Annotated in this window: 20 protein-coding genes; 13 read left to right on the plus strand and 7 right to left on the minus strand. The window is 67.9% G+C overall.

Features of this window, described 5'->3' with window-relative positions; genetic code table 11:
• Nucleotides 1–104 precede the first annotated feature (104 nt).
• The 8 genes from lgt to LZK98_RS19510 all read left to right on the plus strand — a co-directional run bounded on the left by lgt (nucleotide 105) and on the right by LZK98_RS19510 (nucleotide 7,578).
• Entirely contained in the window at nucleotides 105–971 is an 867-nt protein-coding gene (gene lgt, locus LZK98_RS19475; RefSeq protein ID WP_233784164.1) for a prolipoprotein diacylglyceryl transferase, read from the plus strand.
• Nucleotides 972–1,089: 118 nt separating this feature from the next.
• Nucleotides 1,090–2,121: a class I SAM-dependent methyltransferase gene (locus LZK98_RS19480; RefSeq protein WP_406693549.1), complete on the plus strand. Its 1,032-nt coding sequence runs from the start codon at nucleotides 1,090–1,092 to the stop codon at nucleotides 2,119–2,121.
• Nucleotides 2,118–2,627: a GNAT family N-acetyltransferase gene (locus LZK98_RS19485; RefSeq protein ID WP_233784165.1), complete on the plus strand. Its 510-nt coding sequence runs from the start codon at nucleotides 2,118–2,120 to the stop codon at nucleotides 2,625–2,627. The genes LZK98_RS19480 and LZK98_RS19485 overlap by 4 nt, the downstream gene beginning before the upstream one ends.
• A complete protein-coding gene (pgeF, locus tag LZK98_RS19490; RefSeq protein WP_233784166.1) occupies nucleotides 2,624–3,388 on the plus strand; it encodes a peptidoglycan editing factor PgeF in 765 nt (254 codons plus the stop codon). The genes LZK98_RS19485 and pgeF overlap by 4 nt, the downstream gene beginning before the upstream one ends.
• Before the next feature lie 51 nt (nucleotides 3,389–3,439).
• Nucleotides 3,440–4,759 carry a cystathionine gamma-synthase family protein gene (locus LZK98_RS19495; RefSeq protein WP_233784167.1) on the plus strand — a complete coding sequence of 440 codons (1,320 nt, stop codon included), beginning with the start codon at nucleotides 3,440–3,442 and terminating at the stop codon, nucleotides 4,757–4,759.
• 227 nt (nucleotides 4,760–4,986) lie between these two features.
• Entirely contained in the window at nucleotides 4,987–6,162 is a 1,176-nt protein-coding gene (locus LZK98_RS19500; protein WP_233784168.1) for a BaiN/RdsA family NAD(P)/FAD-dependent oxidoreductase, read from the plus strand.
• A gap of 301 nt (nucleotides 6,163–6,463) precedes the next feature.
• Nucleotides 6,464–6,877, plus strand: a complete 414-nt coding sequence (locus tag LZK98_RS19505) for an MbcA/ParS/Xre antitoxin family protein (protein WP_233784169.1) — start codon at nucleotides 6,464–6,466, stop codon at nucleotides 6,875–6,877.
• Nucleotides 6,874–7,578 (plus strand): RES family NAD+ phosphorylase, encoded by a 705-nt coding sequence (locus LZK98_RS19510; RefSeq protein WP_406693552.1) that lies wholly within the window; start codon nucleotides 6,874–6,876, stop codon nucleotides 7,576–7,578. The genes LZK98_RS19505 and LZK98_RS19510 overlap by 4 nt, the downstream gene beginning before the upstream one ends.
• Before the next feature lie 144 nt (nucleotides 7,579–7,722).
• On the opposite strand, the gene murA is transcribed toward LZK98_RS19510, so the two are convergent.
• Nucleotides 7,723–9,006 (minus strand): UDP-N-acetylglucosamine 1-carboxyvinyltransferase, encoded by a 1,284-nt coding sequence (murA, locus tag LZK98_RS19515; protein ID WP_233784170.1) that lies wholly within the window; start codon nucleotides 9,004–9,006, stop codon nucleotides 7,723–7,725.
• 121 nt (nucleotides 9,007–9,127) lie between these two features.
• Between murA and LZK98_RS19520 the strand changes: the two genes are divergently transcribed.
• A complete protein-coding gene (locus LZK98_RS19520) occupies nucleotides 9,128–9,862 on the plus strand; it encodes a Crp/Fnr family transcriptional regulator (protein WP_233784171.1) in 735 nt (244 codons plus the stop codon).
• Nucleotides 9,863–9,997: 135 nt separating this feature from the next.
• On the opposite strand, the gene clpS is transcribed toward LZK98_RS19520, so the two are convergent.
• From clpS to LZK98_RS19540, 4 genes are all read right to left on the minus strand, one after another.
• Nucleotides 9,998–10,330, minus strand: coding sequence for an ATP-dependent Clp protease adapter ClpS (gene clpS, locus LZK98_RS19525; protein WP_233786648.1), 333 nt, complete (start codon nucleotides 10,328–10,330; stop codon nucleotides 9,998–10,000).
• A gap of 293 nt (nucleotides 10,331–10,623) precedes the next feature.
• Nucleotides 10,624–11,325, minus strand: coding sequence for a phasin family protein (locus LZK98_RS19530; RefSeq protein WP_233784172.1), 702 nt, complete (start codon nucleotides 11,323–11,325; stop codon nucleotides 10,624–10,626).
• 118 nt (nucleotides 11,326–11,443) lie between these two features.
• Complete coding sequence (locus LZK98_RS19535) at nucleotides 11,444–13,174, minus strand: PHA/PHB synthase family protein (RefSeq protein ID WP_233784173.1); 1,731 nt, start codon at nucleotides 13,172–13,174, stop codon at nucleotides 11,444–11,446.
• 39 nt (nucleotides 13,175–13,213) lie between these two features.
• Nucleotides 13,214–13,660, minus strand: coding sequence for a YybH family protein (locus LZK98_RS19540; protein ID WP_233784174.1), 447 nt, complete (start codon nucleotides 13,658–13,660; stop codon nucleotides 13,214–13,216).
• Between the two features lie 93 nt (nucleotides 13,661–13,753).
• Between LZK98_RS19540 and LZK98_RS19545 the strand changes: the two genes are divergently transcribed.
• Together LZK98_RS19545 and LZK98_RS19550 are read left to right on the plus strand one after the other, a co-directional pair.
• The gene (locus LZK98_RS19545) at nucleotides 13,754–14,962 is read left to right on the plus strand and encodes an LL-diaminopimelate aminotransferase (RefSeq protein WP_233784175.1); all 1,209 of its coding nucleotides are present in this window, start codon (nucleotides 13,754–13,756) and stop codon (nucleotides 14,960–14,962) included.
• Nucleotides 14,963–14,982: 20 nt separating this feature from the next.
• On the plus strand, nucleotides 14,983–15,759 hold the full coding sequence (locus LZK98_RS19550; RefSeq protein WP_233784176.1) for a sulfite exporter TauE/SafE family protein: 777 nt from the start codon (nucleotides 14,983–14,985) through the stop codon (nucleotides 15,757–15,759).
• A gap of 689 nt (nucleotides 15,760–16,448) precedes the next feature.
• Here LZK98_RS19550 and LZK98_RS19555 read toward each other — a convergent pair.
• On the minus strand, nucleotides 16,449–16,940 hold the full coding sequence (locus LZK98_RS19555; protein WP_233784177.1) for a winged helix-turn-helix transcriptional regulator: 492 nt from the start codon (nucleotides 16,938–16,940) through the stop codon (nucleotides 16,449–16,451).
• A gap of 139 nt (nucleotides 16,941–17,079) precedes the next feature.
• Between LZK98_RS19555 and LZK98_RS19560 the strand changes: the two genes are divergently transcribed.
• Nucleotides 17,080–17,391, plus strand: a complete 312-nt coding sequence (locus tag LZK98_RS19560) for a CC_3452 family protein (protein WP_233784178.1) — start codon at nucleotides 17,080–17,082, stop codon at nucleotides 17,389–17,391.
• A 125-nt stretch (nucleotides 17,392–17,516) separates the two neighbouring features.
• Complete coding sequence (locus LZK98_RS19565) at nucleotides 17,517–19,601, plus strand: RelA/SpoT family protein (protein ID WP_233784179.1); 2,085 nt, start codon at nucleotides 17,517–17,519, stop codon at nucleotides 19,599–19,601.
• A gap of 24 nt (nucleotides 19,602–19,625) precedes the next feature.
• Here LZK98_RS19565 and LZK98_RS19570 read toward each other — a convergent pair whose 3' ends face one another.
• The gene (locus LZK98_RS19570) at nucleotides 19,626–20,105 is read right to left on the minus strand and encodes a DUF1440 domain-containing protein (RefSeq protein ID WP_233784180.1); all 480 of its coding nucleotides are present in this window, start codon (nucleotides 20,103–20,105) and stop codon (nucleotides 19,626–19,628) included.
• Between the last annotated feature and the right edge of the window lie 114 nt (nucleotides 20,106–20,219).

Raw genomic sequence — 20,219 nt, forward strand, 5'->3', positions numbered from 1 at the left:
CGCCATGCGCCAAAATCCGCCCGCCGCGAAGCGGTCGCCAGGGCATTGCCGGTTATGGGTCTGGACCCTAGTGAGAGCGCGTCACCGTTCTCGGAGAGCCTGTCTTGCTGTCGATACTCGCCGCCGCCGGCCGGCACATCCGCTACGAGGATCTGCACCTCGATCCGGTCGCGCTGCCCCTCGGCTTCTTCGATCTCAAATGGTATTCGCTGGCCTATATCGCCGGCATCCTGATCGGCTGGTGGTATCTGCTGCGCCTGCTCGCCCAGCCGGGCGCGCCGATGGCGCGGCGCCATGCCGATGACCTCGTCTTCTATGCGACGCTCGGCATCATCCTCGGCGGGCGGCTCGGCTATGCGATCTTCTATGCGCCGCAGCTGCTGACCTCGCTCAGCATCCTGAGATTATGGGACGGCGGCATGTCGTTCCACGGCGGCGTGATCGGCACGACGATCGCGATCATCGTGATGGCGCGGCAGCACAAGCTCAACTGGCTGCGCATCCACGACTATGTCGCCTGCTGCGCGCCGTTCGGGCTGTTCTTCGGCCGGCTCGCCAATTTCGTGAACGGCGAGCTGTGGGGCAAGCCCGCGGACGTGCCCTGGGCGATCATCTTCCCGCGCACCGGCGACGACGTCGCCCGCCATCCGAGCCAGCTCTACGAGGCGGGGCTGGAGGGCATCGTGCTGTTCGCCGTGCTATGGTTCCTGTTCTGGCGTACCGACGCACGCTACCAGCCGGGCAAGCTCGTCGGCACCTTCCTGCTCGGCTATGGCCTGTCGCGCTTCGTCGTCGAGTTCTTCCGCGAGCCCGACGAGCAGTTCGCCGGCACGATCTTCGCCCATGCCGGGCTGCACATGGGACAGCTGCTGACGCTGCCGATGATCGCCGGCGGCATCTATCTGATCGTCACCGCCAAGCGCCGCCGCCTGCGGGTCGAGGCGACGGTGGGGCTGGAGAGCGTGGCCTGACAGCCTCTCATCGTCATGCCGGACTTGTTCCGGCATCCACCGTGCCGCAAGAACCGCGATCGAAGACATCGGGGCGCCGTGGACCCCGGAACAAGTCCGGGGTGACGAAGTAGCCGAAGTGACCGAAGACCTGCTCCCCGAACGCCTCGCCCGCGCGATCACTCTGGCCGGGCCGATCCCGCTCTCGCAGTATATGGCGGCGGCGAACGCGCATTATTACGCGACGCGCGATCCGCTCGGGGCCGCGGGCGACTTCACCACCGCGCCGGAGATCAGCCAGATGTTCGGCGAGCTGATCGGCCTGTGGCTCACCGACCTGTGGAGCCGCGCCGGCCGGCCGGCGGCGCGCTACGTCGAGTTCGGCCCCGGCCGCGGCACGCTGGCGAGCGACGCGCTGCGGGCAATGGGCAAGACCGGCCTCGCCCCGCCGGTGCATCTCGTCGAGTTCAGCCCCGCGCTCCGCGCGCGACAGGCCGAGCGGCTGCCGCAGGCGGAATGGTGCGTCGACCTGGTCGGCGTGCCCGACGACGGCGCGCTGCTGGTCGTCGCCAACGAGTTCTTCGACGCGCTGCCGATCCGCCAGCTCGTCAAGACCGCCGAGGGCTGGCGCGAACGGCTGGTCGCCTGCCAGGACACGCTGTTCCTGCCGGTGGTCGGCAACACCGTGTTCGACGCCATCATCCCGCCCGCGCTCAAGGATGTGCCCGACGGGTCGGTGCTCGAGACCTCACCGGCCAGCGTCGCCGCGGTGCGCCAGCTCGCCCGCGCGGTCGCCGAGCGTGGCGGCGCGGCGTTGGTGATCGACTATGGCTATGAGGGCCCGGCGATCGGCGACACCTTCCAGGCGGTGAAGGCGCACCGTTTCGCCAACCCGTTCGAACAGCCCGGCGAGGCCGATCTCACCGCCCACGTCGATTTCGCCACGCTGGCCGAGGCAGCGCGGGCGGAGGGTGCGAGGACCTACGGCCCCGTCGGCCAGGGCGCGTTCCTGACCGCGCTCGGCATCGACGCGCGCGCGGCGGCGCTCGGCGGGGGCCCGGAGGTGACGACGGCGCGCGACCGGCTGGTCGGGGCCGAGGCGATGGGTGAGCTGTTCCGGGTGCTGGCGATCGTCCATCCGGACTGGCCGGTACCGGAGGGTTTCGCATGATCGACTATCGTGACGCCACGCCAGCCGACGGCCCCGCGCTCGACGCGATGGCGCGGGCGATCTGGGTCGAGACCTTCGGCCACAGCTGCTCGGCCGAGGATGCCGAGGCCTATCTCGCCACCGCCTACGGCCCGCACGGCGCACTGCTGCGCGACCTCAACGGTGGCAAGGCGCGCTTCCGCCTGGCGCTCGCGGGCGGGCGGATCGTCGGCTACGCCAAGCTCAACCCGCCGTGGCTGCCCGATGCCGAGCCGGGGGCGATGCAGCTCAGCCAGCTCTATGTCGTGCGCGACTTCCACGGCGCCGGCATCGCGCACACGCTGATGGACTGGACGATCGACACCGCGCGGGCCGAGGGCGCCGCCGCGCTGCTGCTGACGGTGTGGGAGGAGAACCACCGCGCCCGCCGCTTCTACGAGAAGCGCGGCTTCGTCCATATCGGCGACTATGCCTTCCCGGTCGGCGATCAGATCGACACCGACAACATCATGCGGCTGGCGCTGTGAACGAGGTCGAGGTGATCCGCACCGATGCGCTGGCGGACGTGGCGCACGGCTTCCTCGGCCGCCGCGGCGGAGTTTCGATTGGGGTGCTCGCGGGACTCAACGTCGGCTGGGGATCGAGCGACGACAGGGAGGCGATCGCCGAGAACCGCCGCCGCGCCGTGGCAGCGGTGTCGCCGGGCGCGAGGCTCGTCACCGTCCATCAGGTCCATTCGCCCGACGCGGTCGCGGTCACCGCCCCCTTCCCGGACGATGCCCGGCCGCATGCCGATGCGATGGTCACCGACCGGCCGGGCCTGCTGCTCGGCATTCTCACTGCCGACTGCGCCCCGGTCCTGTTCGCCGATCCGCAAGCGGGCGTGATCGGCGCCGCCCATGCCGGATGGAAGGGCGCGATCGGCGGCGTCACCGACGCGACGATCGCTGCGATGGAGCGGCTCGGCGCGCGGCGCGAGCGGATCGCCGCCGCGGTCGGCCCCTGCATCGCCCAGGCGAGCTACGAGGTCGACCTCGCCTTCCGCGACCGCTTCGTCGCTGACGATCCTGCGAACGAACGCTTCTTCGTCGACGGCCGCGCCGGCCATGCCCGCTTCGACCTCGAAGGCTATGTCGCGCACCGCCTCGCCGCCGCCGGCATCCGTCGCGTCGAGCTTCTGGGCCTCGACACCTATGCCGATCCCGCGCGTTTCTTCAGCTATCGCCGCGCCACCCACCGCGGCGAGCCGGACTATGGGCGGGAGATCAGCCTGATCGGCCTGACATAGTTTCCACTGTTACTTGTTTCGGCTAGGGCCAAGGTCAGATCGGAGGGACGAATGACGGACAAGACCGAAGCCGAGCTGACCGGAGCTCAGTCGCAGCGCAAGCCCAAGGCATCGGCGCATTCCATCGGCGAGCGCAGGCTCAAGCCGTCGACGCTGATGATGGGCCACGGCTATGATCCGATGCTGTCGGAAGGATCGCTGAAGCCTCCGATCTTCCTCACCTCCACCTTCGTCTTCCCCAATGCGGCGGCGGGCAAGCGCCATTTCGAGGGCGTCACCGGCAAGCGCCCGGGCGGCGCCGAGGGCCTGGTCTATTCGCGCTTCAACGGCCCCAACCAGGAAATCCTGGAGGATCGCCTCGGCGTGTGGGAGGATGCCGAGGACGCGCTCGCCTTCTCCTCGGGCATGTCGGCGATCGCCACGCTGTTCCTGTCGATGGTCAAGCCCGGCGACACCATCGTCCACTCGGGCCCGCTCTATGCCGCGACCGAGACGCTGATCGCGCGCATCCTCGGCCGGTTCGGGGTGCATTGGCTCGACTTCCCCGCCGGCGCGACGCGCGAGGAGATCGACGCGGTGCTGGGCAAGGCGGCGAGCGGCAACGTCGCCCTCATCTATCTCGAAAGCCCCGCCAACCCGACCAACGCGCTGGTCGACGTCGAGGCGGTGGCGGCGAGCCGCGACGCGATCTTCGCCAATGCGGCCGTGAAGCCGCCGATCGCGATTGACAACACTTTCCTCGGCCCGCTCTGGGCGCAACCGCTCAAGCAGGGCGCCGACATCGTCGTCTACTCGCTGACCAAATATGCCGGCGGCCATTCGGACCTGGTCGCGGGCGGCGTGCTCGGGTCGAAGGCGCACATCAACACCATCCGGCTGATGCGCAACACCATCGGCACGATCTGCGATCCCAACACCGCCTGGATGCTGCTGCGCTCGCTGGAGACGCTCGAGCTGCGCATGAGCCGGGCGGGCGAGAACGCCGCCAAGGTCTGCGAATTCCTCGCCCAGCACCCCAAGGTCGAGAAGGTCGGCTATCTCGGCTTCCTCGAACGCGGCAGCGACGCGCGGCAGGCCGACATCTACAAGCGCCACTGCACCGGCGCCGGCTCGACCTTCTCGCTGTACCTCAAGGGCGGCGAGAAGGAGGCGTTCGCCTTCCTCGACGCGCTCAGGATCGCCAAGCTCGCGGTCAGCCTCGGCGGCACCGAGACGCTCGCCTCGCATCCGGCGGCGATGACGCATCTGTCGGTGCCCGATGCGCGCAAGGCGGCGCTCGGCATCACCGACAATCTCGTGCGCATCTCGATCGGCGTCGAGGATGCCGACGACCTGATCGCCGACTTCGAGGCGGCGCTGGAAGCGGTTTAGAGCGGGTCGACCTTCAAATCCTCCCCCGCCAGGGGGAGGTGGCACGCGAAGCGTGACGGAGGGGGCGGAAGCACGCCGATAATGAGTCGCCGCCCTCCCCTCCGTCAGCCTGCAGCTGACACCTCCCCCTGGCGGGGGAGGATTGAAGAGGGCCCGCGTTTCACGGGCTGAGCACCGATCGTCACCCAACGGCTTTACCCCCGCCCACGCCAGGGTAGAGGAACGCCATGAAGGCCGCCGGATCTTATGACGCGATCATCCTCGGTGCCGGCGGCGCAGGACTGATGGCCGCGGCCGTCGCCGGTCAGCGCGGCCGGCGGGTGCTGGTGATCGATCACGCCGACGAGCCCGGCAAGAAGATCCTGATCTCAGGCGGCGGACGCTGCAACTTCACCAATCTCGGCGTCGCGCCCGACCGCTACCTGTCGGCGAACCCGCATTTCGCCAAATCGGCGCTGGGGCGATACGGCGCGCAGGATTTCCTCGCGCTGGTCGAGCGCCATGGCATCGCCTGGCACGAGAAGACGCTCGGCCAGCTGTTCTGCGACGGATCGGCGCGGCAGATCGTGGCGATGCTGCTCGACGAGTGTCGTGCCGGCGGCGTCACGCTGGCGATCGGCGAGGCGATCCGCGACGTCGCGCATGGCGATGGCGGATTCCGCGTCACCCATGGCGACCGCACGTCGACCGCGCCGGCGCTGGTGATCGCGACCGGCGGCCCGTCGATCCCCAAGCTCGGCGCGACCGGCTTCGCCTATGATCTCGCGCGCAGGTTCGCCCTCAAGGTGGTCGAACCGCGCCCCGCGCTGGTGCCGCTGACGTTGTCGGGCGAGGAAGCGCTGTTCCGGTCGCTGTCGGGCGTCTCGGCGCCGGTGGTGGCACGGTGCGGAAAGGCAGCTTTCCCCGAAGCCGCGCTGTTCACCCATCGCGGGCTGTCGGGGCCGGCGATCCTCCAGATATCGAGCTATTGGCGGCACGGCCAGCCGATTGCGGTCGACTTCCTGCCCGGGCGCCCGAAAGGATGGCTGGTCGAGGCCAAGCGGGCTCGCCCGCGTGCGTCGCTCAAGACGATCCTGCCGCTGCCCGACCGTCTTGCCGAAGCGCTGACGGAGCGACTCGGCGTCGACGGCGAGCTGGGCACGCTCACCGATGCCCGCCTTGGCGGTATCGAGCAGCAGCTCGCGCACTGGACGTTCCATCCCAACGGCAGCGAAGGCTTCGCCAAGGCCGAGGTCACCATCGGCGGGATCGCCACCGACGGCTTGTCGTCGAAGACGATGGCGGCACGCCACCTGCCCGGCCTGTACGCGATCGGCGAGGCGGTCGACGTCACCGGCTGGCTCGGCGGCTATAATTTCCAATGGGCCTGGGCCAGCGGCTGGGCGGCGGGGCAGGCGCTGTAGGGGCGCAAATTAGAGCGGGATGAATTCAAACGGAACCGCGTGTCACCCCTCACCCTTCCGCGGCTTCGCCGCTCCCTCCCTCTCCCGTTGGGAGAGGGAAGGGGTGTTCGAGCTTTGACCTGCCCCCGGCAGGTCAAGATCGCGCTGGGGGCGCGATCTCGCTCGAACACGCCGAAGGCGGTGGGAAGGGTGAGGGTGACTGTCGATTCCAATCAATTCCATTCCGCCCTAAGCCCCTCCCCTATAGGGGAGAGGCTTAGGAGCCTTGCCTTATGGCACTGAATCGCCTATTTGATGCCACATGGCCCACGCCGAGCTCATCGATACCCGCGCTCCCGCCTTCGTCGCGGAGCCCATCACCGACGAGGAGGCGGGCGCGCTGTTCCGTGCGGCGGTGCGGCTGTTCGCATTGTGGGGCGTGACCGATCCGCAGGCGGCGACGCTGCTCGACATGCCGCTCAGGACCTTCCGCCGCTGGAAGGCGGGGCAGCTCGGCCAGGCCGGGCGCGACCTCAAGGCGCGGCTCGCCAACCTGGTCGGCATCCACAAGGCGCTGCGGCTGATCTTCAACGATCCCGCGCGCGGCTATCGCTGGATCAAGGCGCGCAACGACGCCTTCGCCGGCGCCTCGGCGCTCGACGTGATGCTCGGCGGCGAGCTGACCGACCTGATGCGCGTGCGCCGCTATCTCGACGCCGAGCGCGGCGGCTGGTGAGCGCCGCAACGCCGCCGGTGGCGGAGGTCGCCTGGCGCGGCGCGCGCCGGATCATCCGCACGCACTTCCCGCCGATCGACCTGTTCGAGGACATCGCCGACCCCGCCGACTGGCCGCTGCTGATCTCGGCCGAGCAGAAGACCAACCCGCGCCTCGCCACCTCGATCGGCAATCTCGACCTAGTGCCGCCCGCGCGCCGCGTCGGCGGTCCCGGCGCGAGCTATCTGATGGCGCCCTTCACCCACGCCAGCCCCGACCGGCCGAGCCGCTTTTCGGACGGCGTGCCGGGGGTGCTCTATGCCGGCGACAGCTTCGAGGTGGCGTTGTTCGAGACGATGCACCACCATGCCCGCTTCATGGCGCGGACGCAGGAAGCGCCGGGCTGGACCTCGCAATTCCGGGAGATCGTGCTGGACGTGACAGGCGACCTGCATGACCTACGCGGTGGCGGTCATGCGGCGGAACTCGATCCCGATTGCTACGAGGCCGGGCAGCGACTGGCGCGATCGCTGCGGGCAGATGGATCGGACGGCCTCATCTACCCGAGCGTGCGCTATCCGGACGGGGAATGCGTGGCGCTGTTCTACCCCGATCTCGGGAAGCACCCGCTGCAGGGGCGCCATCTCGACTACCACTGGGACGGCGAACGGGTCGACCTCTACCGCGATGCGGGCGCGGGTGCGGTCTACCGGCTGAGCTGATCCCAGCTCCTCCCCGGCACGGGGAGGGGGACCGCGCACGAAGTGCGTGGTGGAGGGGGCTCACCGCGAACGACTCGCCTGCCGCACTCCCCCTCCACCAGCCTTCGGCTGGTCCCCCTCCCCGTGCCGGGGAGGAGCTTAGGATCAGCCGTCCCCCACCCGCTCGATATCCGCGCCGACCGCGGACAGCTTCTCCTCCAGCCGCTCATAGCCCCGATCGAGGTGATAGACGCGGTTCACCTGCGTCTCGCCCTCGGCGGCGAGGCCGGCGATGATCAGGCTCATCGACGCGCGCAGGTCCGTCGCCATCACCTGCGCACCCACCAGCCGATCGACCCCGCGCACCACCGCCGAGCGGCCCTTGACGGTGATGTCCGCCCCCATGCGCGCCAGCTCGGGCACATGCATGTAGCGGTTCTCGAAGATCGTCTCGGTCAGCACGCTGGCGCCATCGGCCTTGCACAGCATCGCCATGAACTGCGCCTGCATGTCGGTGGCGAAGCCCGGAAACGGCGCGGTCGACAGCGTCAGCGGGCGGAGGCCGTTCTTCGCCTCGACCTTCAATCCCTCGCGCGTTTCCTCGACCGTCACGCCCGCATCCACCAGCGCGGCGACGGTCGCGCGCATGTCGTGCGGGTTGGCGCCGACCAGCTCGACCGCGCCGCCGGTGATCGCCGCGGCGCAGGCATAGCTGCCCGCCTCGATCCGGTCGGGCATCACCGCATAGGTCGCGCCGTGCAGCCGGTCGCGGCCCTCGATCTCCAGCGTCTCGGTGCCGATGCCGGAGATGCTCGCGCCCATCGCAACCAGGCAGTTGCAGAGGTCGACGATCTCGGGCTCGCGCGCGGCGTTCTCGATGATCGAGCCGCCCTTGGCGGTCACCGCCGCCATCACCGCGTTCTCGGTCGCACCCACCGACACGATCGGGAAGGTGACGCGCCCGCCCGGCAGCCGCCCGCCCGGGGCCGTCGCCTTCACATAGCCGGCGGCGAGCTCGATCTCGGCGCCCAGCGCCTCCAGCGCCTTGAGGTGGAGGTCGATCGGGCGGTTGCCGATCGAGCAGCCGCCGGGCTGCGACACCGTCGCCACGCCCGCGCGGCCGACCAGCGGACCGAGCACCAGGATCGAGGCGCGCATCTTGCGGACCATGTCATAGGGCGCCTCGCTCGAGGTGAGGCGGCCGGCGCGGATCGTCATCACCCGGCCGAAATCCTCGGGCCGCGATCCCTCGATCGCGGTCGACGCGCCGAGTTGGTTGAGCAGATGGCCGAAACTGTCGACGTCGGCGAGGCGCGGCAGGTTGCGCAGCGTCAGCGGCTCGTCGGTGAGCAGCGCGCAGGGCATCAAGGTGAGCGCCGCGTTCTTGGCGCCCGAGATGAAGATGCGGCCTTCGAGCCGGTTGCCGCCGCGGATCAGGATACGGTCCATGCCGGAGCTTCTATCGTGCGCGGCCCCCCGCGCAAGCACCCCTCGCCAACTTCCGCTTGATCGACTTTAATGCATTGATTCCACGGGGCTGCTTTGCATGACCCGAACGGGGGGAGCGTACGTGTTATCGAGTTGTTTCGCCGACGTATTGGGCGAGCACGTCGATCTGACGGAGGCCGAGCGGGAAGCGCTCGCCAAGTTGGAGGAGCGTCGCCGCGACGTACGCCGCGGTGCCGTGCTGCAGCGGGAGAACGAGCCCGGCGGTGAGCTCTACGTGCTCCGCCGCGGGCTGATGATGAGCTATGTGCTGCTCGACGACGGCAGCCGGCAGATCCTGCGCTTCCTGTTTCCCGGCGACGTGATCGGCGTCGGCGGCGTCATCTATCGCGAATCGCCCGAGACGCTGGCGGCGCTCAGCGATTGTACGGTCTGCCCGTTCGACCGGCACGCGCTCAGCCAGATCTTCGTCGATCATCCGCGATTGGCGGCGCTGATCCTGGTGTTCAACCAGATCGAGCGCGTCGCGCTTACCGACCGGCTTGCCGCGCTCGGCCGCACCTCGGCCAAGGCACGGGTGGCGGCGTTGATCCTCGACCTCCGCAACCGGCTCGCCATCACCGACAAGCCGGTCGGCGCCACCTTCACGCTGGGGCTGACCCAGGAGGAGATCGGCGACGCGACCGGTCTCACCGCCGTCCATGTCAACCGCATGCTCCGCCAGCTCGAGGAGGAAGGGCTGATCAAGCGCGAGCTCGGCCGCGTCACCATCCTCGACGAGCGCTCGCTGACGCGCGCGGCCAATTACGTGAACCGCTACGAAGGACTGGAGCTCGGCTGGCTGCCGCCGGCGCGCTGATCGGAGTCGGATTCGGCTAGTTTGAATCTGTTCCCCGGCGAAGGCCGGGGCCCAGTTGCGAGCGGTTTAGATACTGGGCCCCGGCCTTCGCCGGGGAACAGCTGTTTCAAGCCTGATGGATCAAACTCCAGAGGATCACGCCTTCTCCAGCGTGCACTGGAGCGGATGCTGGTTCTGCCGGGCGAAGTCCATCACCTGACCGACCTTGGTCTCGGCGACCTCGTAGCTGAACACGCCGCACACGCCGACGCCCTTCTGGTGGACGTGGAGCATCACCTGCGTCGCCTCCTCCATGCTCATGCGGAAGAAGCGCTGGAGCACCAGCACCACGAATTCCATCGGGGTGTAATCGTCGTTGAGCATCAGCACGCGATAGGGCGTCGGCTTCTTGGTCCGCGTCCGCGTGCGGGTAGCGACGCCCAGCGACGTGCCGGCGTCGCCGTCGTCGCCTTCGCTCTCGTCGGCCATCAGAATGTCAGGGATCAGGGTCACGGCATAAAAATATGGCATTCGCCAGTCCAAGGGCAAGGGGCGAGACGACGCCTGTCCGCTCGCGCCGTCGATCTGGCGAAATCGGGAATCGCGACGGATCGACACACTCGAGATGACCACTAACCATCCCCGTTCGCCCTGAGCTTCGCTCACCCTTCGGGTCGACAAGCTCGGGGCGAACGGAAGTGGGGATCAATCCGCCGATAAAAAGAAAGGGCGGCCACCCAGCGGCGGCCGCCCCTTCGGTACGCTTACTGGCGCACAGGCGCTCAGGCGGCGGTCTTCACCTTTTCGGCGGCGACCGCGAAGCGGTTGGAGATCGGCTGCGCGGCATCGCCGGCGAGCTTGATCACGGCCTCGGTGCCCTTCGACGCCTCGGCGACGGCCGAGTCGAACGAGGTGCGGAGGTAATCGCTCTGCAGCTTGAAGAAGTCGGCGGGCGACTTGGCGGCGGCGAGGCTCTTGAGGGTCGCGGTGAAGCCCTCGAACGACTTGCGGCCATACTCGGCGGCATCCTGGCTCAAGGCCTCGAAGCCCTTGGCGGTGATGCGGCTCGACTCGACGAGCGCCTCGACGTTGCCCTTGGCAAAGTCGTTGAACTCCTCGACGAGCTTGGTGCCCTTCTCGACGGCCGCCTTGGCGCGGTCGTTGAAGTCGGCGAACACCTTCGGAGCTTCGAACTGGGTAGCCATTACGGTGGTTTCCTTCTGCGCGGGTTCCGCGGTTTCCCCCGCGGTGGTGATGGCGGCTTGCGCCGTTTCGATAACGGGAGCGGCTTCGACGATAGTCTCTTCGACCTTGGCGGCCTCGATCGGCGCCGGCTCGGCCACCGGGGCCTGGACAGCGTCGATCACGGTCGCCGGTGCCTTGGCGACAGGCTTCGCAGCCGGTGCCTTCGCACGGGTGGCTCGGGGCTTGGGGGTGTCAGCGGCCGGCGCCTTGACGCCGCTCTTCGGACCCTTGCTGGCCATCGTCTTCTTCCGAGTCCCGGTTGTTGCTGCGGTGCACAAATACGCATTTCCGGCCAGAAATCAAGATGATTTTGTGCAGTGCAACATAGCCGTAACGACCGCCCGGAAGTGACGGATTTCAGCGGATTCGCACATACTCCCCGGGGGCATCGGCCAACGGCTCGAGCTTGCCGCGTCCCGGTATCCTGGCGCCTTTTGCGGGCACTTCGTCGCTTTCGAGTCCGCGCAGCCACGCGATCCAGTCGGGCCACCAGCTTCCCTTGGTCTCGGCGGCGCCAGCGAGGAACTCCTCGAGAGTCGCCGCGGGCCTGTCGTTGGTCCAATACTGGTACTTGCCCGCCGCGGGCGGGTTCACCACCCCGGCGATATGGCCCGACCCGGCAAGCACGAACCGCAGCGGGCCGGAGAAATGGTGGGTGATCTTCCACACGCTCCTGGCCGGCGCGATGTGATCCTCGCGCCCGGCCTGGACATAGGTCGGCACCGTCACCTTGCCGAGGTCGATCGGCGTGCCGGCGATCGACAGGCTGCCCGGCAGCACCAGCCGGTTGTCGCGATAGAGATCGGTCAGATAGCTCTGGTGCCACAGCGCCGGCAGGTTGGTGACGTCGCCATTCCAGTAGAGCAGGTCGAACGGCAGATAATCCTGCCCCATCAGATAATTGTTGGTGACGTAGTTCCAGATGAGGTCACGGCCGCGCAGCAGGTTGAAGGTCGCCGCCATGTAGCGCCCGTCGAGAAAGCCGTCGCTGGCGAGGCTCTTGATCAGCGCCATCTGGTCGTCGTCGACGAACAGGTTGAGGTCGCCCGCCTCGCTGAAATCGACCTGCGCGGTGAAGAAGGTCGCGCTCTTGACCTTGTCGAGCTGTCCGCGCGCGGCGAGCACCGCCAAGGTCGCGGCCAGCGTGGTGCCGGCGACGCAATAGCCGATCGCATGGACGCTCGGCACGTCCAGCAGGTCGCGGATCGTGTCGATCGCGTCGATCTGGCCGTCCTCGACGTAATTGTCCCAGATCACGTCCTTCATCGACGCGTCGGCCGACTTCCACGACACCATGAACACGGTGAGCCCCTGCGCCACCGCCCAGGCGATGAAGCTCTTCTCGGGCGAGAGGTCGAGGATGTAGAAGCGGTTGATCCAGGGCGGAAAGATGACGAGCGGCGTCTTCAGCACCGTCTCCGTGGTCGGCGAATATTGGATCAGCTCATAGAGCGGGGTGCGCTTCACCACCTTGCCCGGCGTCACCGCGATGTTGCGTCCGACCTCGAACGCTTCCGGATCGGTGTGGGTGAGCTGGCCCTTGCCGAGATCGGCCAGCATGTTCTGCAGCCCCTTGAGCAGGCTTTCGCCGCGCGTCTCAGCGATCTTCTTCAGCACCTCCGGATTGGTCGCCGGGAAGTTGGTCGGGCTCATCGCGTCGATGAAGCCCCTGGTCGCGAAACGGATCTGCTCCTTCTGCCTGGCGTCGACGCCTTCGAGCGCATCCACCCCCTTCACCAGATGCTCGGCGATGGTGAAATAGCTCTGGCGGATGAAGTCGAACACCGGCTGCTCGCGCCATTCGGGCGCCTTGAAGCGCTTGTCCCGCGCCTGCTCGGGCGTTTCGTGGAACGGCTCGGCATGGGCGGGATCGAGGAAGCGCTGCCACAGCTTCATCGTGTCCGCCCAGAAATCGGCGGAGGCGCGCAGCATCGGCGTCGGATCGAACGGCGCGGGCAGCGCTGGCGCCTGCTCGGTCGCAGCGACGCCCGCCTCCAGCATCATCTGCTGCGCACGGCCGAGCACCCATGTCCAATGCTGCATGTCCTCGAGGCTCGGCGCGGTCGGGGACGTTTCGGTATCGCTCATGCGTGCTCGGGTCTCCGGCGGCTGACGCGGGATCAGCGCTCAACCGCCCGGAATGGTTTCCATGCGTTTGATGCGCCAGCTCGTGATCTCGCCAGCCGTAACGCATGCCCAGGTCGAGGTGAAGCGGCCGGCGGTCTTGAACGGCTTGCCCTTGTCGTCCTTGCCCGACTGGGTGAAGCGGCCGTCGACCTGCCAGGCATCGCCCTGCTTGGTCGAGCTGGCGACCGTCATCGTCGCGTCGTCGATCTGCCAATTGTTGAAGCGGTCGAAATAGGCCATCACCTTCTCCGAGCCGACGATCTGGCTCTTGTCGGGTGCGACCAGCACGCCGTCGGTGCCGTACACCGTCGCCAGGCTGGCATTATCCTGGACGAGCTGGGCATTGGCATAGCGGTCGACCGCGCGGGTCAGCGTCTCGCGCCGGCAGACGGGCACATCGGCCGGGGCCGCGGCGAGCGACGCCCCGATCAGCAACATCTCCAACATCTTCCCCTCCGTTCCGCGGTGTTCGTGCACCGCATATCGCGCTATCATAGCGCAACGTCGCGCCACGCGCGACGTCAGCCGAAAGGAATGATCGTGTCCGAAGAGTTCTACCGCATCCGCCGCCTGCCCCCCTATGTCATCGCCGAAGTCAACGCGATGCGGGCAGCCGCGCGTGCGGCGGGCGAGGACATCATCGACCTCGGCATGGGCAACCCCGATTTGCCGCCGCCCCAGCACGTCATCGACAAGCTGTGCGAGGTCGCGCAGAAGCCGTCCGCGCACGGCTATTCGCAGTCGAAGGGCATTCCGGGCCTGCGCCGCGCCCAGGCGAACTATTACGCCCGCCGTTTCGGGGTCGATCTCGACCCCGAGAGCGAGGTCGTCGTGACGATGGGCTCGAAGGAAGGACTCGCCAGCCTCGCCACCGCGATCACCGCGCCGGGCGACGTGGTGCTGGCGCCCAATCCCAGCTATCCGATCCACACCTTCGGGTTCATCATCGCCGGCGCCACCATCCGCGCAGTGCCGACGACGCCGGACGACGCCTATTTCGAGAGCCTCGAGCGCGCGATGAACTTCACCGTGCCGCGGCCGAGCGTGCTGGTCGTCAACTATCCGTCGAACCCGACAGCGGAGACCGTCGACCTCGCCTTCTACGAGCGGCTCGTCGCCTGGGCGCGCGAGAACCAGGTGTGGGTGCTCAGCGACCTCGCCTATTCGGAGCTCTACTACGACGGCAAGCCGACGCCTTCGATCCTGCAGGTCAAGGGCGCCAAGGACGTCGCGGTCGAGTTCACCTCGCTCAGCAAGACCTATTCGATGGCCGGCTGGCGCATCGGCTTCGCGGTCGGCAACAAGAAGCTGATCGCGGCGATGACGCGGGTGAAGTCCTATCTCGACTATGGCGCCTTCACCCCGATCCAGGCGGCCGCCTGCGCCGCGCTCAACGGGCCGCAGGACATCGTCGAGAAGAACCGCCAGCTCTACCACAAGCGCCGCGACGTGCTGGTCGAGAGCTTCGCGCGTGCCGGCTGGGACATCCCGGCTCCGCGCGCCAGCATGTTCGCCTGGGCGCCGCTGCCGCCGGCGCTGGCGCATCTAGGCAGCCTTGAGTTCTCCAAACAATTGCTGACTCACGCCAAGGTCGCGGTTGCGCCAGGGGTGGGCTACGGCGAGAAGGGAGAAGGCTACGTGCGCATCGCGATGGTCGAGAACGAGCAGCGGCTACGCCAGGCGGCGCGCAACGTGAAGCGCTACCTCCAGTCGATGGGCGTCAACGTCCCCAACGCGCAGGCGAGCTGACGCCGCCGATCGCCACTGCGGTGGACGTGAACCTGCTCTATCCGCTGGCCGGGGTGCTGGTCGGGCTGGCCGTCGGCCTGACCGGGGTCGGCGGCGGCTCGCTGATGACGCCGCTCCTGGTGCTGCTGTTCGGCTTCCATCCGGTGACGGCGGTCGGCACCGACCTGCTCTATGCGTCGGCGACCAAGACGGTCGGGACTGCCGTCCACGGCTGGCGCGGGACGGTCGACTGGCGGGTGGTGGCCCGTCTCGCCAGCGGCAGCGTCCCCGCGACGCTCGTCACGCTGGCGGCATTGAGCCTGGCCGGCGCCCGCGACGAGGACACCGGCCATGTCATCGCGGTGGTGCTGGGCGCCGCGCTGATCCTGTCGGCGATCGCGACATTGTTCCGGGCGCCGCTGGTCGAGCGGATGCAGCGGCGCTTCGGCACGCTTTCGCAGGCCTGGCTCGCCCGCCTGACGATCCTGCTCGGCGCCGTGCTGGGCGTGCTGGTCTCGCTGACCTCCGTCGGCGCCGGCGCGCTCGGCATGACCGCGCTGCTCGCCCTTTATCCGCGCGCGCCGATCAACCGGCTGGTCGGGTCGGACATCGCCCATGCCGTGCCGCTGACGCTGCTCGCAGGGATCGGTCACTGGCTGCTGGGATCGGTCGACTTCGGGCTGCTCGGATCGCTGCTGATCGGATCGATCCCGGGCATCATCGTCGGCAGCCTGATCGCGTCGCGCGTGTCGGACCGCGTGCTCGGCCCGGCGCTGGCGACGATCCTCGGCATCGTCGGTATCCGGCTGTTGTTCTAGGGTTCTCGCCCAGACAAAGCGGCATCGTGCTCCTGCGAAGGCAGGAGCCCTAAGACGGCTTCCAAGCAGGATAGGCCCGAGGTCGCGGTGCCTTTCAATCCTCCCCCGCCAGGGGGAGGTGGCACGCGAAGCGTGACGGAGGGGGAGGAAGCACATCGATAGTGCGTCGCCCTCCTCCCCCTCCGTCAGCCTGCGGCTGACACCTCCCCCTGGCGGGGGAGGATCTTATTGAACTCCTCTCATCTCCGCTTCGCCGCGTCGCCGCCCTTGCAATGTAGGATTTCGCCTGCTTGGTTCGCCCGTCCCGAGCAGCACAAGCGCCGGTCCGCTCTTTGATCCTGTCGATCTCGCTCATGCCGCGTCGCTGTCGCGCCTGTGTCGCGGCGGTGACGCGTCCGTGATGCGCCGATGTCGCGTTAGCGTCGCGATCCTGCCGCGTCAGTGTCGCGTTGGTGTCGCGATCCTGCCGCGTCAGTGTCGCGTCGGTGTCGCGCGCCTGCCGCGTCGGCGCCGCGTCTCTCTCGTGTCGGTGCCATATCTACCCGCAAACACGCGCGGCGCGTCAATTTAGTCAACATTTCGGAGGACGCCGACACCGGAAGGCCTCATCCGGATGAGGGTCGTTCTACCTATGACTTTCGTGACCTTCGACGGATTTCCGCGGGGTTCCGAACCCCTGCGACCGGCGCCTATTCCGCCGCCTTGAGCTGCGGGTCCTCGCCGGCGATCTCCTCCGGCAACGCCCACAACAGGTCCGTCTTCGCCAGCTCCCGCCCGTCGTGCGACAGGACATGCACCTGGCGGATCGGGCGATGGTCGCGCGCGTCGACCAGGATCGGCGAGGCGGGCACCCCCGTCTCCCAGCGCTCGCCCCATTGCCTGAGCGCCACCATCGTCGGCAGCAGCGCCATGCCCTTCTCGGTCAGGCGGTATTCGATCTTGCGGCGATCGTCGGGCAGCGCGCGGCGCTCGAGGATGCCGTGGCTCACCAGCCGCGCCAGCCGGTTGGCCAGGATGTTGCGGGCGATGCCGAGCTCCGACTGGAACTCCTCGAAATGATAGAGGCCGTTGAACGACGCCCGCAGGATCAGAAACGACCAGCGTTCCCCCATCGCTTCGAGCGCGGCGGGCAGGCTGCATGCCAGGTCCCGCAGCGGCTCTCTCAGGCGGTTCGTGCCCATGGCTGCCATCCTATCGAAAAAGTCTTCTCATTGAAACCGATCGTGCTATCGCAATGCAGCAAAAGTTTTCAGTTGCAACTTACTACCGAATCATATAGGTAGCGAATCGCAACCTAGTTGCAATCCCCAGGAGGAAGTGATGGTTCGTTTCCTGTCCACCACGGCGGCTGCCGCCGCATCGCTGATGCTTGTCGCCGCGGTTCCGGCCGCTGCCCAGAGCGCCTACTACAGCGCCACCGCCGCCAATGCGGTGAAGAAGACCAGCATCGTCACCCGCAACACCATCTGGAAGTGCAAGGACACGGTGTGCACCGCGGCCAAGGCGCCCGACCGCGACGCCACCCTGTGCGTGATGGTCGCTCAGCGCGTCGGCCAGCTCTCGGCCTTCACCGTCAACGGCACCGCGTTCGACGCCGAGGCGCTCGACAAGTGCAACGCCGCGGCGAGCTGAGCTGATCCCGCATCGCGCCGTCCCTCCGCCGCTGACGAGCGGAGGGACGGCCGGCGGGCTGCAGAAGTCCGCGAAACCGCCGAAATTTATTGCAAAGCAGCAGCAGCCCGCCCCATCTAGGAAGCATGCTGCGTCAGTATGAACTGGTCGACCGGGTCCTGGGCTATGACCCGCAAGCCGACGAGGCTCTGCTGAACCGCGCCTATGTCTTCTCGATGAAAGCGCACGGCAGCCAGCTGCGCGCATCCGGGGACCCCTATTTCAGCCATCCGATCGAGGTGGCGGGCATCCTCACCGACCTGCATCTCGACGATGAGACGATCGCGACCGCGATCCTCCACGACACGATCGAGGATACGGTCGCGACGCCCGACGAGATCCACAAGCTGTTCGGATCCAACGTCGCCCGCATGGTCGACGGCGTCACCAAGCTCAGCAAGATCGAGGCGCAGACCGAGAACGAGCGGGCGGCGGAGAACCTGCGCAAGTTCCTGCTCGCGATGTCCGACGACATCCGCGTGCTGCTGGTCAAGCTCGCCGACCGGCTCCACAACATGCGCACGCTCCACCACATCAAGTCGGAGGAGAAGCGCCGCCGCATCGCCCGCGAGACGCTCGACATCTACGCCCCGCTCGCCGAGCGGATCGGCATGTACGAGTTCATGAAGGAGATGCAGACGCTCGCCTTCCGCGAGCTGGAGCCCGAGGCCTATGAGTCGATCACCCGGCGCCTGGAGGCGCTGAAGCAGGGCGGCGACGACCGCATCGTCAAGATCGCCCAGGGCATCAAGACCCAGCTCTCCCGCGCAGGGATCGAGGCGGAGGTGTCGGGCCGCGAGAAGCATCCCTATTCGATCTGGCGCAAGATGAGCGAGCGCCACGTCAGCCTGGAGCAGCTCAGCGACCTGATGGCGTTCCGCGCGATCGTCGAGAATGAGGAGGAGTGCTACCGCGCGCTCGGCGTGATCCACCGCAAGTGGCCGATGGTGCCGGGGCGGTTCAAGGACTTCATCTCGACGCCCAAGCGCAATGGCTATCGCTCGCTCCACACCAGCGTCTTCTACGGCGACAATACCCGCATCGAGATCCAGGTCCGCACGAACGCGATGCACCATCAGGCCGAGTTCGGCATCGCCGCCCACTGGGCCTACAAGCAGGACGTGGTCCGCCCGGACACGCAGGTGCCGTGGATCAGCGACCTGCTCGAGATCCTGGAGAACGCCGCCAGCCCCGAGGAGCTGCTGGAGCATACGCGGATGGCGATGTACGCCGACCGCATCTTCGCCTTCACCCCGCGCGGCGAGCTGATCCAGCTGCCCAAGGGCGCGACGCCGATCGACTTCGCCTATGCGGTGCACACCGACCTCGGCGACCAGGCGGTCGGCGCCAAGATCAACGGCCGCGTCGTGCCGCTGCGCACCGAAATCGCCAATGGCGATTCGGTGCAGATCCTGCGCTCCAAGGGCCAGGAGCCGCAGCCCAACTGGCTCAACTTCGCGATCACCGGCAAGGCGCGCGCGGCGATCCGCCGCCACCAGCGCCACAAGCAGCGCGAGGAAACGCAGGCGCTCGGCCGCAAGCTCTACGAAGACATCGTCGCCCGCCTGCCCGCGCCAGTGAACGAGGAGGCGGTGCAGGAGGCGGTCAAGCGCCTGAAGCTCGCCGACGAGGACGCGCTGATGGAGGCGATCGCGCTCCGCAAGCTCTCCGACGCGCAGGTGATGGAGGCGCTGATGCCGGGGTCGGCGGGCGACGAGCATGTCGCGCCGCCGCAGCATCATGCCATCTCGATCACAGGTCTGACGCCCGGCGTCGCCTATCAGCTCGCCGAATGCTGCCGGCCGGTGCCGGGCGACCGCATCGTCGGCATCCGCCGGCCGGGCGAGGGCATCCTGGTCCACTCGATCGCCTGCCCGGAACTCGAGAAGAGCGAGGAGGGCGACTGGGTCGACCTCGCCTGGGGCGACAAGGCCGAGGGCGGCGTCGCGCGCATCGCCGTCACGCTCAAGAACGAGCCCGGTGCGCTCGGCGCGGTCGCGACGGTGATCGGCGCCCACAAGGCCAACATCCTCGGCCTGCGCCTCGACAACCGCGACACCACCTACCACACCAACACGATCGACCTCGAGGTGCGCAACGCCGCGCACCTCACCAAGCTGCTGGCAGCACTGCGCGCGACCGATGCGGTGAGCGGGGCGGAGCGGCTTTAGCTGGTCCGGCAGAGGAGGCGGCCACTAACGCCTTCCCACCAGCATCACCCGCGCGCCCTCCAGCACCACGCCGTAGACCAGATGCGACGCGAGCCCGTAGGCATGGACGGCAAGCGGCGTCTCATCGACCGGCTCGCTCAACCCGAGCGCCGGCACCGCCGCCTCGTCGAGCAGCGCCGCGGTGGCAATGCCATAGGCGGTACCGAAGCCGGCGCTGGCATCGGGGCGATATTCGGTAACGACGCCATAAACCCCGCCCAACACCGCGCCGACGGCGTAGTGAACGAGGTGCCCACCGGCGGCGCGGTAAGCCTTGGGGAGATGCTTGTCCGTTGCCGCCGATACCGCCTTGTCGGCTGCTCTGGCAGTCGTCGAGTCGGCCGGATCGCCCCCGGCGTCGACTAGCGGAGAAGCCTTGACCTGAAAGAACGCCATCGCCGCCGAGGCGATGATTCCGGCAAACGCCCCGGCAACGAAGCCGGCAAGGGGACGGGGCTTGGCCATGACCACTCCAGACTGATGGCGGCGGAACGCATCGCGGTCATGAAGGTGCCGAGTCGCCGTCCAAGAGGGGCAACCACGCCAGCCGCTGTCGACGTTTTCCGTTGCAACTCAACC

The sequence above is a fragment of the Sphingomonas cannabina genome, from assembly GCF_021391395.1.
Classification (GTDB): domain Bacteria; phylum Pseudomonadota; class Alphaproteobacteria; order Sphingomonadales; family Sphingomonadaceae; genus Sphingomonas; species Sphingomonas cannabina.